Raw genomic sequence first — 14652 nt, 5'->3', positions numbered from 1 at the left:
TTTCGGGCATTTTCTTTTGTCTATTCTTTTTTCTTTCTGCCGAAACGGGCTTTTTTCGGTTCCGAGAGTATTTGCAACGCCCGCTCCAAAGTGATTTCGTATGGGTTGTCCGCGCCTTTAAGAGAGCGGAAATCTCCGTCGTGAACTATGTACGGTCCAAAGCGTCCTATATTTGAGGAGATATCATTGTCCGTTTTCGGATGTTTGCCGAGCTTTCTCGGCAATGAAAGATATTTTGCCGCGTCCTCCACCGTTACGGTTCCCAAGTCCTTATCTTTTGGAATACTGGCTTTTCTTGCTTTCGGCTTGTTTTTGCCTTTCTCTTGAAGTCCGAGCTGGACATAAGGTCCGAACCTCCCAGTCAAAAGATAAATATCTTCGCCCGTTTCCGGATGTTTACCTATCGGCTCGTCCACCTTTATTTCGTGGCCGTCCATCATTAGAGCTCCCGAACAGTCGGGAAATTTTTCGCAAGAAAGAAATTTTCCCGTTTTGCCGAGTTTTATAATCATAGACCCTCCGCAAGTCGGACATTTGAATTTTTTGTCGGCCAACCCTAAATTGTTTATTTTCTCAATGTTTTCTTTGGCCTTTACATCTTTGGAAAAAGGCGTGTAAAAGTTTTCAAGAGTGGTTCTGTATTCTTTGTCACCGTTCGCGATATCGTCAAGGTCGTCTTCCATGTGGGCGGTAAAGTCGTCGCTTATATAAGTAGAGAAATGTTTTTCCAAAAAACTGCTGACCACTTCACCGGTGTCCGTCGGCACAAGCGCTTTGTTTTGTTTTTCCACGTAACCCCTGTCTTCAAGTGTTTTTATAATAGACGCGTAAGTGGAAGGTCGGCCAATACCTCTTTTCTCAAGTTCTTTTACGAGTCCGGCTTCACTGAAACGTGACGGCGGCTCCGTCTCTTTTTCTTCCGAACCTATATTTAAAAGGTCAAGGTCCTCGCCTTTTGTCACTTTTGGCAGTTCAACGTCGTCGCCACGGGCCCTCGGGTCAGCCAGAAGCCATCCCGCCGATATTACCCTTGAACCGTTTATGGCGAAATCGGGAACAGAGTCGCTTTTTATGTTCGCGGTTATTTTTGTGCGGAGAATTTCGGCATCCGCCATTTGGCTCGCGATAGCCCTTTGCCAGATAAGTTCGTAAAGTCGTTTCTGGTCGTCGTTTCCGGAAATTTTTTCTTTTGCCAGGTTTGTCGGACGGATGGCCTCGTGGGCCTCTTGGGCGTTTTTGCTTTTTTTGGCATAAGTTCTAATCTGTACGAGATTTTTGCCAAATTTTTTTTCTATTACTGAGGCGGCATAACCGAGTGCCTGTTTGCTTAGGTTCGTGCTGTCGGTACGCATATATGTGATATGTCCGTTTTCGTAAAGTTTTTGAGCGACGCCCATGGTGCGGGCGGGAGTAAATCCCAGTCGGGTGGAAGCGGATTGTTGGAGCGTGGACGTGATAAAAGGAGGGCGCGGAGAACGACCGGCTTTTGTTTCCACGATGTCTTTGACATACCATTGTCCTTTCTCTCCGTCCGAAACGATTTTGTTCACTTGCTCTTTTTCTCGCGGCTCTTCCGAGCATACCACTGAAAATTCAGCTTCTTTATTTTTTACGTTGGCCGTTATGACCCAAAATTTTTCGGGCTTGAATGCCTTTATTTCTCTTTCGCGCTCCACTATTATCCGCAGGGCCGGCGACTGCACGCGTCCCGCCGACAGTCCGTAACGGAGCTTTTTCCATATGAGACCGGATAGGTCGTAGCCGACGAGTCGGTCAAGAACCCTGCGCGCTTCTTGGGCCTTGCGCAGATTTTGGTCAATAGTCCTCGGGTGTTTAAGCGCTTCCCGAATCGCTTCTTTTGTGATTTCGCTGTAGGTAATTCTTTTCAACGGACCGGATGAGTCGCGCCCTCTATTTTTCGCGACACCTTTTTTAAAAAGTTCAGACAAATGCCAAGCGATGGCTTCTCCTTCACGGTCCAAGTCGGTCGCCAGCACTATTTCATCGGCCCTCTCCGCGAGGGCTTTAAGCTCGCTTACCACTTTCTCTTTACCTTTTACAATTTCGTAATGCGGAACAAAACCACCTTCTATTGAAATGGCTTTTTTGTTTGACTTGGGCAAATCACGGATATGACCGACAGAGGCCCGAACCGTGTATTCATTGTCCAAATATTTTGAAATGGTTTTTGCTTTGGCGGGGGATTCCACTATTAAAAGCTTCATGGTTTTTAAGTATTACACGAACTATGCGAAAGATGCAATAAGTTGAAAATTATTTTTCTCTCAATTCACGATTCTTATCCTTCCTAACTCTTCCTTCACCAGACCTCTTATCTCCAACATTGTTAAAATGGAATTTACCTGAGAAGCCGGAAAAGGCAACTGCCGTATGAGTCCGTCGCGGGATTGGGGTATCGTGAGCTTTTCTATTACGAGAAGTTCGTCGGGCATGCAGTCGGCGTATTTATTGGGTGAAAATTCAGTGTCTTTCTTTTCAGGACCAATATCAAAAGCGTCTAAAATGTCGCTTGGTGAAGTTATCAAAGTGGCGCCGAGTTTCAGAAGCATGTGCGGTCCCTCGCCGGTTTTTGAAAATATGGAGTGAGGAATGGTGAATACGTCGCGGTTGTATTCCGTCGCCAGACGAGAAGTGATAAGCGTGCCTGATTTTAACTCGGCCTCTATTACCAAAATGGCGTGGGAAATTCCCGCCATAATTCTGTTTCTTTGAGGAAAACTTTCGGGTCGGGCTCGGAAATCCGGCTCTGACTCCGAAAAAATCGCGCCTCCTCTTTCCAGAATTTTTTGGGCCAGCCCCGCGTGAGATGATGGATACAAAACTTTCCAGTCAAGGCCGGAACCCGGAAAAGCCAAAGTAACGAGGCCGGCAGAAAGCGCCGCTTCATGAGCTATGCCGTCAATTCCCAAAGCCAGACCCGATACTACTGTTATCGGATAGCCCGAAAGGCCGGCTATCAGATTTTCGCAAACACTTTTTCCGTAGGGTGTATATTTTCGGGAACCGACAACACAGAGGAATTTACCGCTCCAGTCGGGGAGGTTACCTCTGTAGTGGAGTTTTTTCGGCGATACGGGTATTTGACGAAGACGTTCCGGCATTTTTTCGCCTGTAATCGTGGAAAGGGGATAATCCATGGAAATATTGTAACAGATTTGGTATAATGCATGTAATCTGCGACATGCAAGTTAAAAGTGAAAAGTCAGAAGTTGCGGTTAGATTTTTCGGGCGCGGGTTTAATATTACATATTTATGTTAGATATAAATTTTATTCGCGAGAACACAGACCTCGTAAAAGAAGCCGTTAAAAAGAAAAGGATTGAACTTGACGTGGACGAGTTTTTGAAAAAAGATAGCGAGAGAAGAATATTGATTCGGAAAATTGAGGAAAAGCGCGCCGAGCAAAACAGGGTTGGCAACGCGATATCGTCTTGCCGAGACGACCTTAGACGTAAAAGTTTGGTAGAAGAAATGCGCGCCCTAAAAGACGGAATGAAAGACGACGAAGAGTATTTCAAGACGTTAGTGACGGATTGGAAAAACATGATGCTTGCCGTTCCTAATATTCCCGACATGTCGGTTCCTGACGGCAAGGGCGAGGAGGACAATTTGGAGTTAAAAACGTGGGGGGAAAAGCCACAGTTTTCTTTTGAGCCAAAAGACCATGTTGAGATAATGAAAAATTTGGACATGGTGGACTTTGAAAGAGGGACGAAAGTTCACGGTTTTAGAGGATACTTTTTGAAAAATGAAGGAGCGGACATGTCCTGGGCTGTTTGGAATTACGCGCGGGAATTTTTCGGAAATAAAAATTTCGTTCCTTTCATCGCTCCGGCAATAGTAAAGAAGGAATTTTTTTACGGGACGGGGCATTTACCGGCAGACGCCGAGGACCTTTTTAAAACTCAGGACGATGATTATCTTTCGGGTACTTCGGAAGTGGCGATGATGGCCTATCATTCCGAAGAGATTTTAAAGAAAGAAGATTTGCCGAAAAGATATTTGGCTTTTTCACCTTGTTACAGAAGAGAGGCGGGAAGTCACGGCAAGGACACAAAAGGGCTGATACGCGTGCATGAGTTTTACAAATTGGAACAGCTTGTTTTATGCCACTGTGATCATGCCGAATCAGTGAAAATTCACGAGGAGTTAAATCGCAATACGGAAGAATTTGTTGAGTCGCTTTGCATTCCGTATAGGCAACTCGCGATATGCACGGGGGACTTGAAAAAGGCCCAAGTAAAATCATACGACACGGAATTGTGGATGCCTTCGCAGAACTCTTATAGAGAAATCGCCAGCGCTTCGTATTATCATGACTTTCAAACCCGCCGTTTTAATATCCGCTATGACGACGGTGACAAAAAACGCTACGCCCACTCTTTAAACGCCACGGCCATACCGACACCGCGCGTTCTTTCCGCCATAGTTGAAAATTACCAACAGGAAGACGGCTCTGTTTTGATTCCCAAGGTTTTGCAAAAATACATGGGAAAAGAGAAGATAGAGCGAAAGATTTAGGCGGTAACTACTTTGAATACCGCAAGTGGCAAGCCCCGCGGGGCAGAGTCCATCTGCCGATTTTCTTATGTTCCATGTCAAATGAAAATCCGACTAAAAGATCGCAAAAGGCAAAAAATTTTGCGCATATCGGCCTTTCTTATCTGTCTTTCAGTTATTATTTTTGGATTGCTAACTTTTCTGTCGCATCTGCCTTATTTTCAAGTGAATAAGATAGAAGTTCGTGGAAATACAACCATAGATGCCGGCGCTCTTGTCGCTTCAACCAGAGAGGCCCTGTCGGGCAAACACTTTTTTCTTTTTCCAAAGTCAAACATTTTTCTGTATTCCAAAGTATCGGTTAAAAATTATATTCTGGAGAAGCATCCAAAAGTCAAAGAATTGGCCATTCATACTACTGATTTGCGGTCTTTTTCTGTGGTTGTTTCCGAGCGACAGCCAAAGGCCATATGGTGCCAAGGTGAACCGGATTTTTCAGAAGCTCCCCTTGAGACGCCGTGCTTTTTCACTGACAAAGATGGCTTTGTTTATGCTCCTTCGCCGGAACTTGCGGGAACGGTTTACTTGCGTTTTTACGGTCTTATTGACCACGAGGTACCTATCTCTCAAAGATACGATACCAAGGAGGGGTTTGTCGCTGTTTTGAGTTTTTTAGAAGAGGTCAAAAATATAACAAACTTGACTCCGATAGCTTTTTGGGAAAAAGAAGACGGTGAGCGTCAGGTTTTTTTGGAGAACGGAACAAAAGTCATTTTTTCGCTGGAACAAGAATTTTCAACCGTGCTTGAGTCCTTGAGCATCGCGTTTGCAAATATTCAAACTGGCGGGAAAATTCCGGAACTTGAATATATTGATTTAAGGTTTGAAAACAAAGTGTTTTATAAATAGAAGAGGCGAGGTGTTTGATGTTTTACGTTGCGTGATACAATTATCTCATGCGCTTTAATACTTTAAGTTTGCCCGTGCACTATTTCGTCTGGCATTACGGAGGCGCTTTTCGGGACATCTTTCGCATTGAAACCAACATCATGTGGTTTCTTTATAATTTCTTCTCCTTATCCATACTTTTTAAAACATTTTTTTCTCCTTGGAGACGACTTTCAGAAAACAAGAATGAAGACGCTTTTTGGCAGAGAATTATCATAAACACCATAATGCGCTTGGTTGGATTTTTGGCTCGTCTTGTTACTGTAATCTCGGGACTCTTTATCATTCTAATCGCTTTTATCGTGTCGGTTGCTTTTTACGTCATATGGTTTTTATTGCCGGCAATAGTGGTCGTGCTTTTAATAGGAGGGGCGGTATCTTTGACACTATGAATTTCGCTGAAATTAGACAATCGGCAAAAATTTATTCTCCCGCCATTAAAATGGATTTGGTATTTTCTCTTGGTGCCCGAAGAAAGGTTTTCTCTATATTGTCATGGCTTGCGTGGATTTCCTTGTTTGCGGCCATTTTGACTTTTTTGTCGCAAAACTTCGGTTTTTCCGAAATTTACGAATTCAGGCAAAAGATGACTGGCGTTTTCGTGCTCGTCTTCAGCTTATGGACTATTGTATTTCTTGTAAATTCTTTTTACTATTCGTTTTTTTTCAAGGGACTTCCAATGCGTTTGCCGGAAAAGGGGGATGAAAATTTAACCAAGGGGAAAAACGGGACGAGTGTCTCTTTCACAGTCGCTTCCATAGTATATTCCGCGCGAGAAGACATCACTGTTGCTTTTCTCAAATCCAAGTACGGCATTTTGATTTTAAAACGTTTAGGTCTCGGGCAGGACTCTGTAGTGGAATTCCTAACGTCCAAAAGAGAACCTCTTTTGCCTGTGATATTTTCCGTTCCGTCAGAAAAAGTTACTCTTTTGGAATTTTCAGACGCGGTTTTTGCCGAAGACCAAGAGTTCGCGTCATACCTGGCTCGCCGTGGTATTGATAGGGGCGAATTTAAAGGGGCGGCCTTGTGGGTGGAAGAAATGCATGAAAATATGCGTCTGGCTTTGCGCTTTTGGAGCAAAGAACGTCTCGGCGCCATTTCCGGAATAGGCAAGGACTGGTCTTATGGCGGAGCTTATATCTTGGAAAAATACGCTCAAGATATAACTTCGGTCTCAAAAAGCAGGACAACTCTCAACAAAACGGAAAGTGGCGAAAAAGAGCTGTGGGAAATGGAAAATGTTTTGAGCAAAAACAGCGAGGCCAACATTCTGCTTGTTGGAGAAGACGGTGGAATAAAAAAGGAACTTGTTTATCGGTTGGCCGCCAAAATTTCAAGCGGAAAAGCGCTGCCGGCTATAGAACATAAAAGAGTTTTTCTTTTTGACGGCAACTCTTTTGTAACGGTTACCGGAAACAAACAGTCGTTTGAGTCGGAACTGCGTAAAGTTTTTTTTGATATCGTCCGTTCCGGCAACGTCATTATAGTCATTGAAAACTTGCCGGAGTTTTTAGAAAGCGCGAGGACCATGGGGACAGATCTTGTTCCTTTGCTTGAGCCGTTTCTTGTTTCGCCGGATGTGCATGTTGTGGCCCTTTCTTCTCCGGACGGATTTCACAATCTTTTGGAGCAAAACGCTCTTTTCATGAAGCTTTTTGAAAAGATTCAGGTAAAAAACGAGGACAGCTCGGCAACTTTAGCCACAGTCAAAAAAGCGGCTTTGGCATTTGAAGCCAAGGACGGACTTTTTTTCACATTTCAAGCGGTGGCTGAAATTGTAAGAAGCGCGGAAAGATATTTTTCCGACGGCGTGCTGTCGGATAAAGCCATTGATTTGATTTCGGAAATAGCGTCTCGTTCCATATCTTCCGGCAAAAAAACGGTACGCAAGGAAGACGTGCTTTTGGCGGTTGAGAGCAAGACGGGAATTCCCGCCAGTGTCCCCAAGCAGGCCGAAAAGGAAAAACTGCTAAATTTGGAAAAACTTTTGAAGGAAAGGGTCATCGGTCAAACCGAAGCGCTTCAGGCGGTGGCTAACTCTCTGCGTCGGGCGCGCTTGGGACTTACGAATCCGAACCGTCCAATAGGGTCGTTCCTTTTTCTGGGGCCTACGGGAGTCGGCAAAACGGAAACAACCAAAGCTCTGGCCTCGGTGTTTTTCGGAGGCGAGGCCGATATTATTCGCCTGGATATGTCCGAGTTTAGGACGGCAGACGCACTGGAGCGGCTTATAGGAATTTTCGGAACTTCGCGGGCGGGTGTTCTTTCTTCCAAGTTGCGTGAAAAGCCATACGGAGTTCTGCTCTTGGACGAGTTTGAGAAGACATCTCCCGAAGTTTTGGATTTGTTTTTGCAGATTCTTGACGAAGGAGTGTTTTCGGACATGGCGGGTAAAAAAGTAAACGCTCGTAACCTCATAATTGTCGCGACTTCAAATGCCGGAAGCGAGCTTATATGGGAGATGAATAAAGCCGGTGGCTTGCCGGACAAGAAAAATATCGTAGACGACATAGTGAGGCGCGGAATTTACAAACCGGAACTTTTGAACCGGTTTGACGGAGTGATTTTGTTTAGACCGCTAAGCCGTGAAGAAATGAAAGCCGTCGCGAAAATAATGCTCAATCGTTTGCAAAAACGGCTTCAGGAAAAGGGTGTGGAACTTGTCATAACGGAAGAACTTGTGAATTTTTTAGCGGAAAGAGGTTACGACCCGCAGTTTGGCGCGCGTCCAATGAACCGCGCCATTCAGGATACTGTGGAAAAAATAATCGCTGAAAAAATGTTGCGCGGTGAAATCTCCGCCGGTTCAAAAGTGGCGTTAAGCGGGGCGGACTTGCGATCTTAAGGGACACATTCTCACAGCAAACCAACGCGCCCTTGAAGCATTTTGAAGCGCGTTTTTCTTTTCGTTGCGCGAATCTCCATACGAAAATTCTCCTCATCCAAACACTTCCATACTATATAGTATGGAAGTGTTTGGATGAGGACGTTTATTATGCCTTTGTAATCGTTTGCACGCCGGTTGAACGCGTCGCTTGAACGCGTTGTAAACATTTCCGCGCGGTGATAAACTGACAACTCATGAAATTGGGGTTTTGGGAAAATCTAAAGAAAAAGGCGGCAGGCGAAAGCAGGCCGATTTTTGTTTTGGCTCCGATGGCCGATGTCACGGACGCGGCTTTTCGGCAAATTATCCCCAAATACAGCCGCGCGGAGGATGACGCATGTGGTGGTGATTCTACAATACGCCAGACGGGTGGCGTATTGGATGCTATGTGGACGGAATTTGTTTCGGCAGACGGGCTTTGCCACGAGAAGGCAAGAGAAAAACTTTCGGTTGATTTAAAATACTCCGAAGAGGAAAGACCTATCGTTGCCCAACTTTTTACGAGCAATCCTGAAAATATGAAAAATGCGGCTAAACTTTGCGCCAATCTCGGCTTTGACGGAGTGGACATAAACATGGGCTGTCCTGACAGAAAAGTGGAAAAGCAGGGAGCCGGCGCGGCTCTTATGAAAAACCCACCGCTTGCTCGCGCCCTTATTCGGGCGGCCAAAGAAGGCGTCTCCGATGCCTCTAAAAATATTCCCGTTTCGGTCAAAACCCGACTTGGCTACAACAAAGACGAACTGGAGGATTGGCTTCCGGAGTTGCTGGCTGAAAATCCTGCCGTAGTTACCATACATGCTCGCACCCGAAAAGAAATGTCTAAAGTGCCGGCGCGCTGGGAGAGGATAAAAGAGGTGGTAAAAATCAGAGATGCTCTCGGCAGTCAGGCCTTAATTTTTGGAAATGGAGATGTTTCGTCTATTGAAGACGGTGTAAAGCGAGTCGGGGAAAGCTTGGCGGACGGGGTGATGCTCGGTAAAGCGATTTTCGGCCGACCGGACTTGTTTTCCGATTCGCGTGAATTAGAAAATAATTCCGAGGAAATTTTTCCCGAGAAGAGATTGAGAATAATGATTGAGCATACCAAATTGTTTGAGGACTTTTTTGTAAACGAAAATTCCGGAAAATTTTTAGGCGTCAAAAAAAGTTTTGCTATCATGAAAAAACACTATAAGGCCTATGTTTCTGACTTTTCCAAAGCCAAAGAATTGCGTATGAAACTCATGGAAACAGAAAACGCGCATGAGGTGGAAAATGTTGTCAACAGTTTTCTTTTGACTTAGATTGCGATATATTAGTATATTAGAGGAAGAACAAAGGAAAGGAGGATGAAATGAAAGAACAGAAGTTTAGAGAACTGATTGAGGAATATATTGATAAATCCACCGGCACGCCCGGAAGGTGTGAAAGAGAGGCCAGAGGTATTTTGCATGAAATACTGGACGCAAGAGTCCCATTCAAAGCAGTCTACAGGGCCTTTCAGACAACGATAGAACAACTATATGAAATGGAACTCCAGAATGGACTGGAGAATGAGGAGGTTAGTTGGGTGGAAACCGTACACGCGGTTTTGGTTTTCAAGCTCTGGGCGACCGGCCCTCAAAGCGATGAGGATGTGCGCAAATTCGTATCGGTTTTTAATAGATACGAATCCAAAGTAACCCTGATTTTAGGGGAATGGGGAATCCATGCAAGGTGTGCGTACGCAGTGGATGAAAAGGGCTCCGAAGAGGGGCTCTTTTTTGTGGTCTCTATGATCATGAGTCGCAAAACGCAAAAGCGAATGAAGATGAAAACACTTACGAATGAAAGAGGTGTTTATCGCGGAGTTTGTAATTCAAATTCACATACACTCATTTTGGACGGCCGTCCAAAATGAGTGTATGTCGATAGGGGGAGACGACAGGAGTTTTCCACTGTTAGGACTTGTCATAAATATTATTTGGAATAGGATTAAATGCAGACGGTGGTAAAACTCAAAAGAGAAAAGGTAAAAATATGCGAGAAGAAACCGAATACGTGAAAACGCGCAAGCGTCAAACGGTGATAGGCATTTTGATTGAAAAAGGGCTTGATATCGCTGAGAGGGTGGCTTTTTTACGTTCCGTAGAAGACCGCTCCGATTTTTGGGACGACTTACTTGACAGAAGTAGAGAAGAAGTCGTTGCCAGAGTGGAAGAGACGATAAATGCCAAGAGAAGGGTCTCGTCTCTCTGTCAGCTTGAACCGCTTACGCGGTGAAAAACATCCTCAAAAAGACCTTTTTTCCGCTTCGGTTATGGGGTTGGAATAGGAACCCGAAGCATTTCAATTACAATGAGCGTCGCGTTTTGCGGCGCTCACTATGTTATAATACCCTAATGCCAGAAGTTGTTTTTTACAGAAAATACAGACCGCAGGAATTTGAAGAATGTTTAGGTCAGGAACACATTGTCTCTGCTCTTCAGGGTTCTTTTAAACAAGGTAATGTTTCTCACGCCTATCTTTTTTCCGGCTCTCGTGGCACAGGCAAGACGTCCTTTGCCAGGATTTTAGCCAAGACCCTCGGCACTACGGCAAACGACCTTTACGAAATAGACGCCGCTTCAAACAGGGGCATTGACGACGTGCGGGCGCTACGCGAGGCGGTCTACACTTTGCCTCTTGAATCAAAGTATAAAATTTACATTGTTGACGAGGCGCATATGATGACCAAGGAGGCATTCAACGCTCTTTTAAAGACGCTTGAAGAACCTCCACCTCATGTCATCTTTGTCTTGGCGACTACGGAAATAGACCGATTGCCTGAAACGATAATTTCGAGGTGCGAAGTTCATACGTTTAAAAAACCCTCCGTCAAGACCCTGCGCGACCTCGTTTTAAATGTCGCCAAAAAGGAAGGGAAAGATATGGAAAAAAGCGCGGCGGAACTCGTGGCTTTGCTTGGGGACGGTTCTTTCCGAGATACTCACGGCATACTTCAAAAAATAGTGAGTTCTTTTTCCGGCAAGGTAATAACGGAAGAAAACGTGCGAATCGTTTCCGGCGTTCCGAAAAAGGAGGTGGTGAACGATCTTTTGTCGGCAGTTAGCGAAAAAGACGTTGAAAAAGGGCTTCAGGCGGTAGCTTGCGCTACGGAGGAGAACATTGACATGAAGACCTATGTCAAGCTGATTCTTCACAAGATGCGCCTGATTCTTCTTTTGCGTTTCGCAAAGGACTTGGAAAAGACGATAAAAGAGGAGGTGTCAGAAGAGGATTTTGAGTTTTTAAAAGGTCTTGCGATGACGTCCGGTTCAAATGTGACATCCTCTTCGCTTCTTGCTTTTTTGGAAAGCGCCGATTTGGTCGGCAAGACGGCAATACCGCAGTTGCCTATAGAGCTCGCGGTAATAAAATCGTGTGGCGTGTAGTTTGTGATAGATTATCCATATTCAAGGTCTAAAGCGCGGAGTTAAAGTATAATTAAAAATGCGAAATTTATTTCTAAAATCCTAAATCATGAATTCTGAATCTTCTTTAAGTTTAAGTGAAGTGGTAAAAAATCTAATGGCATCGGGTAAGGGAATTTTGGCCGCTGACGAGAGTGTCGGCACGGCTGAAAAAAGATTTGTGGCGGAGGGTATTGAGTGCAGTGAAGAAAATAGGAGAAAATGGCGCGAGCTTCTTTTGTCCGCGCCTGGAGCCGAAAAGTATCTTTCCGGAGTAATTTTATACGATGAGACGATACGGCAGTCCGATAACGACGGGGTTTCTTTCCCTAAACTTTTGAGCCAAAGGGGAATCGCGACAGGAATCAAGGTTGACCAAAAGACGAGTCCCTTTGAAAATTCGCCACAAGAAGAAGTGACAAACGGGCTTGAGGGGCTATCCGATCGTCTCTCTGAATACGCGGAAATGGGGGCAAAGTTTACCAAATGGAGGGCAGTGGTTAGAATCGGCGATAATTTGCCTACCGAAGAAGCTGTTAGAGAAAATGCCAGGCGAATGGCAAAGTACGCAGGTTTGGCGCAGGAAAAAGGAATGGTGCCGATGGTGGAGCCGGAAGTTTTGCTTGAAGGAAATCACACATTGAAGAGATGCGAAGAGGTTGTGAGAAATACCCTCGGCATTACTTTTGAAGAGTTGAATAAAGAGGGAATAAATTTGGGCGGTTTGATTTTGAAGACAAGTATGGTTTTGCAGGGAAACAAGTCCGGAGAGAAATGGGGTTCCAAAGAAATCGCGGAAGCGACCATGCGTTCTCTTTTGGCCAAAGTACCCAAAGAAACTGCCGGTGTCGTATTTCTTTCCGGCGGGCAGACGCCACAGCAAGCTACGGAAAACTTAAACGAAATAGCGAAAATAGCCAAGAATAAAGACGCGCCATGGCCTCTTACTTTTTCCTATTCTCGAGCCATCCAAGACCCCATCATGAAGGCCTGGGCCGGAAAAGATGAAAATATTGAGAGAGCGCAAGAAATATTTTTGAAGAGATTGAAAGAAACGGCACAAGCGAGCGAGGGGCGGTATGAAGTCGCGTAGAATAAAATACGGCAAGTGCGCGTTTGAATTTTGAATTTCTATTAAAAAAACCTGTTAATTTAGGTTTTTTTATGATATAAATTGGGGGTATATTAGGGTTTTGTGAGTGAGTGGTACTCGGACGTCGCTTTTTTAACTATAAATTTAGGAACAAATTTTGCCGGTTCGTCTAATGGTAGGACACCTCCCTTTGGAGGAGGGTATTGGGGTTCGAGTCCCTGACCGGCAGTTCGTAACGACAGTGGAGAACTGCCGGTAGCAAGTGAACCGCTTCACTTGCGTCAGGGACTCGAAGAGGTTCTCCCATGTTTTTGAGGCATTCTTATGCCGAAAAAACGGGAAACCTGTACTGGTCCTGTAAGGACCGAGAAGCGTACCCGCGGTCCCTGACCGGCAGTTCGTAACGACAGTGGAGAACTGCCGGTAGCAAGTGAACCGCTTCACTTGCGTCAGGGACTCGAAGCCCGATTGAGCATCCCGAGAGACGAGCCCCGTCGGCGACGTCGGGATCCAGCAAATGCTAATTGCATTCCGTTCCAAAAAGATTTCCTGCGCCCGCGTAAGCCAAGTCAGCCACTCCGGCATCCGGACCTACTTCGTAAAAATTATCACATTTACCGCCGTCTTCTTTCATCATTTCCGATTTATCTTCCAGCCGCGTGTATAGAACATAACTTTGTCGATGGTCGTTGGCTGTTATGTCGGGCAGTTGGTAAAGATAAAACCATCCGTCTTCCTCTGAATTTATCGGGTCTTTTATCCACGCGTCTATAAAGCCCTCTTCAAAAAGCCCGGTCAATGGACCTCCTGTGCAACTGTCTTGGTCCTCTCCCGCGCCGTTTATAAAACCATCGCTCAAAGAAGAGTCGTATCTTCCGTTGTTGTCACCGCAGGGGTAAACACCATGCCTGTCGTGATAAAGAGCCAGCGCTGTTTCCATTTGATGAAACGTTTCAATACGTACGGTGTCGCGCGCTCTTTTTATGGCGACTCTGATTTGGCTTACCACTATCGTGGAAAGGACATATATTATGAAAAGCACCACCAGAAGCTCTAAAATGGAAAAACCCGCTTTGTGACTGTACCGCGTCATTTTATACTATAGTAGCACTAATATGCTCTGTTTTGGAGTTGAAATTCATTGACTTTTTCAAGATAACCTTAGAAAGCTGACAGGAATGCTAATTGCAAGGTACTCCAAAATATGGAACCACTACTACGAAAATCAGGTCTACCAATCCGGCATCCGGACCTACTTCGTAAAAATTATCACATTTGCCGCCGTCTTCTTTCATCAATTTCGGAGTACTTTCCAGACGCGTGTATAGAACATAACTTTGTCGGTGGTCAGGAGCTGTTATATCGGGCAGTTGGTAAAAATAAAACCATCCTTGCGGTTGCGAGTTTATCGGGTCTTTTATCCACTCTACAAAGAAGCCCTCTTCAAAAAGCCCGGTCAATGGACCTCCTGTGCAACTGTCTTGGTCCTCTCCCGCGCCGTTTATAAAACCAGCGCTTACGGAAGAGTCGTATCTTCCGTTGTTGTCACCGCAGGGGTAAACACCATGCCTGTCGTGATAAAGAGCTAGCGCTGTTTCCAACTGGGAAAACGTTTGAATGCGTACGGTATCGCGCGCTTTCGCCCTGGTGCCCTCTATACTCGCAAGAACCACGGACGAAAGCAGGCCGATTACGGATATCACCACCAGAAGCTCTACCAATGTAAAACCCGCTTTGTGACTGTGATGTTTCATTTTATCTTATAAAATCGTTGATATACTCTGTTT

Annotated in this window: 13 protein-coding genes and 1 tRNA gene; 10 read left to right on the top strand and 4 right to left on the bottom strand. The window is 45.1% G+C overall.

Annotated features, from left to right (window positions below; genetic code table 11):
* Positions 1-20 precede the first annotated feature (20 nt).
* Together topA and dprA are read right to left on the bottom strand one after the other, a co-directional pair.
* Positions 21-2225 carry a type I DNA topoisomerase gene (gene topA / locus Q8P86_02150; protein MDP3996474.1) on the bottom strand — a complete coding sequence of 735 codons (2205 nt, stop codon included), beginning with the start codon at positions 2223-2225 and terminating at the stop codon, positions 21-23.
* 60 nt (positions 2226-2285) lie between these two features.
* Positions 2286-3158 carry a DNA-processing protein DprA gene (dprA, locus tag Q8P86_02145; protein ID MDP3996473.1) on the bottom strand — a complete coding sequence of 291 codons (873 nt, stop codon included), beginning with the start codon at positions 3156-3158 and terminating at the stop codon, positions 2286-2288.
* A 115-nt stretch (positions 3159-3273) separates the two neighbouring features.
* On the opposite strand from dprA, the gene serS reads away from it, so the two are divergent.
* From serS to Q8P86_02095, 10 genes are all read left to right on the top strand, one after another.
* Positions 3274-4542 (top strand): serine--tRNA ligase, encoded by a 1269-nt coding sequence (gene serS / locus Q8P86_02140; protein MDP3996472.1) that lies wholly within the window; start codon positions 3274-3276, stop codon positions 4540-4542.
* Positions 4543-4623: 81 nt separating this feature from the next.
* Entirely contained in the window at positions 4624-5430 is an 807-nt protein-coding gene (locus Q8P86_02135) for a hypothetical protein (GenBank protein ID MDP3996471.1), read from the top strand.
* A gap of 47 nt (positions 5431-5477) precedes the next feature.
* Entirely contained in the window at positions 5478-5861 is a 384-nt protein-coding gene (locus Q8P86_02130; GenBank protein MDP3996470.1) for a hypothetical protein, read from the top strand.
* Positions 5858-8317: an AAA family ATPase gene (locus tag Q8P86_02125; protein MDP3996469.1), complete on the top strand. Its 2460-nt coding sequence runs from the start codon at positions 5858-5860 to the stop codon at positions 8315-8317. Before Q8P86_02130 ends, Q8P86_02125 begins: the two co-directional genes overlap by 4 nt.
* A gap of 236 nt (positions 8318-8553) precedes the next feature.
* Positions 8554-9645 (top strand): tRNA-dihydrouridine synthase, encoded by a 1092-nt coding sequence (locus Q8P86_02120; protein ID MDP3996468.1) that lies wholly within the window; start codon positions 8554-8556, stop codon positions 9643-9645.
* 50 nt (positions 9646-9695) lie between these two features.
* Positions 9696-10241 carry a hypothetical protein gene (locus Q8P86_02115; GenBank protein ID MDP3996467.1) on the top strand — a complete coding sequence of 182 codons (546 nt, stop codon included), beginning with the start codon at positions 9696-9698 and terminating at the stop codon, positions 10239-10241.
* 119 nt (positions 10242-10360) lie between these two features.
* Entirely contained in the window at positions 10361-10603 is a 243-nt protein-coding gene (locus Q8P86_02110; protein MDP3996466.1) for a hypothetical protein, read from the top strand.
* Between the two features lie 119 nt (positions 10604-10722).
* Positions 10723-11754: a DNA polymerase III subunit gamma/tau gene (gene dnaX / locus Q8P86_02105; GenBank protein MDP3996465.1), complete on the top strand. Its 1032-nt coding sequence runs from the start codon at positions 10723-10725 to the stop codon at positions 11752-11754.
* Positions 11755-11842: 88 nt separating this feature from the next.
* Positions 11843-12865, top strand: coding sequence for a class I fructose-bisphosphate aldolase (locus Q8P86_02100; protein ID MDP3996464.1), 1023 nt, complete (start codon positions 11843-11845; stop codon positions 12863-12865).
* A gap of 158 nt (positions 12866-13023) precedes the next feature.
* Positions 13024-13094, top strand: a tRNA-Gln gene (locus Q8P86_02095).
* Positions 13095-13385: 291 nt separating this feature from the next.
* On the opposite strand, the gene Q8P86_02090 is transcribed toward Q8P86_02095, so the two are convergent.
* Entirely contained in the window at positions 13386-13958 is a 573-nt protein-coding gene (locus Q8P86_02090; protein ID MDP3996463.1) for a type II secretion system protein, read from the bottom strand.
* A gap of 88 nt (positions 13959-14046) precedes the next feature.
* The gene (locus Q8P86_02085; protein MDP3996462.1) at positions 14047-14619 is read right to left on the bottom strand and encodes a type II secretion system protein; all 573 of its coding nucleotides are present in this window, start codon (positions 14617-14619) and stop codon (positions 14047-14049) included.
* Positions 14620-14652 lie beyond the last annotated feature (33 nt).

This window comes from bacterium (genome assembly GCA_030699905.1).
Lineage (GTDB): Bacteria > Patescibacteriota > Minisyncoccia > Phycocordibacterales.
The sequence above is the reverse complement of the archived record's forward strand: the minus strand, read 5'-3'. Positions and strand labels throughout refer to the sequence as shown.

Coding starts and splice junctions, on each gene's coding strand:
- Q8P86_02100 (MDP3996464.1), top strand. CDS start 11,843: ATGAATTCTGAATCTTCTTTAAGTTTAAGTGAAGTGGTAAAAAATCTA.
- serS (MDP3996472.1), top strand. CDS start 3,274: ATGTTAGATATAAATTTTATTCGCGAGAACACAGACCTCGTAAAAGAA.
- Q8P86_02130 (MDP3996470.1), top strand. CDS start 5,478: ATGCGCTTTAATACTTTAAGTTTGCCCGTGCACTATTTCGTCTGGCAT.
- topA (MDP3996474.1), bottom strand. CDS start 2,225: ATGAAGCTTTTAATAGTGGAATCCCCCGCCAAAGCAAAAACCATTTCA.
- Q8P86_02090 (MDP3996463.1), bottom strand. CDS start 13,958: ATGACGCGGTACAGTCACAAAGCGGGTTTTTCCATTTTAGAGCTTCTG.
- dnaX (MDP3996465.1), top strand. CDS start 10,723: ATGCCAGAAGTTGTTTTTTACAGAAAATACAGACCGCAGGAATTTGAA.
- Q8P86_02120 (MDP3996468.1), top strand. CDS start 8,554: ATGAAATTGGGGTTTTGGGAAAATCTAAAGAAAAAGGCGGCAGGCGAA.
- Q8P86_02115 (MDP3996467.1), top strand. CDS start 9,696: ATGAAAGAACAGAAGTTTAGAGAACTGATTGAGGAATATATTGATAAA.
- Q8P86_02135 (MDP3996471.1), top strand. CDS start 4,624: ATGAAAATCCGACTAAAAGATCGCAAAAGGCAAAAAATTTTGCGCATA.
- Q8P86_02110 (MDP3996466.1), top strand. CDS start 10,361: ATGCGAGAAGAAACCGAATACGTGAAAACGCGCAAGCGTCAAACGGTG.
- dprA (MDP3996473.1), bottom strand. CDS start 3,158: ATGGATTATCCCCTTTCCACGATTACAGGCGAAAAAATGCCGGAACGT.
- Q8P86_02125 (MDP3996469.1), top strand. CDS start 5,858: ATGAATTTCGCTGAAATTAGACAATCGGCAAAAATTTATTCTCCCGCC.
- Q8P86_02085 (MDP3996462.1), bottom strand. CDS start 14,619: ATGAAACATCACAGTCACAAAGCGGGTTTTACATTGGTAGAGCTTCTG.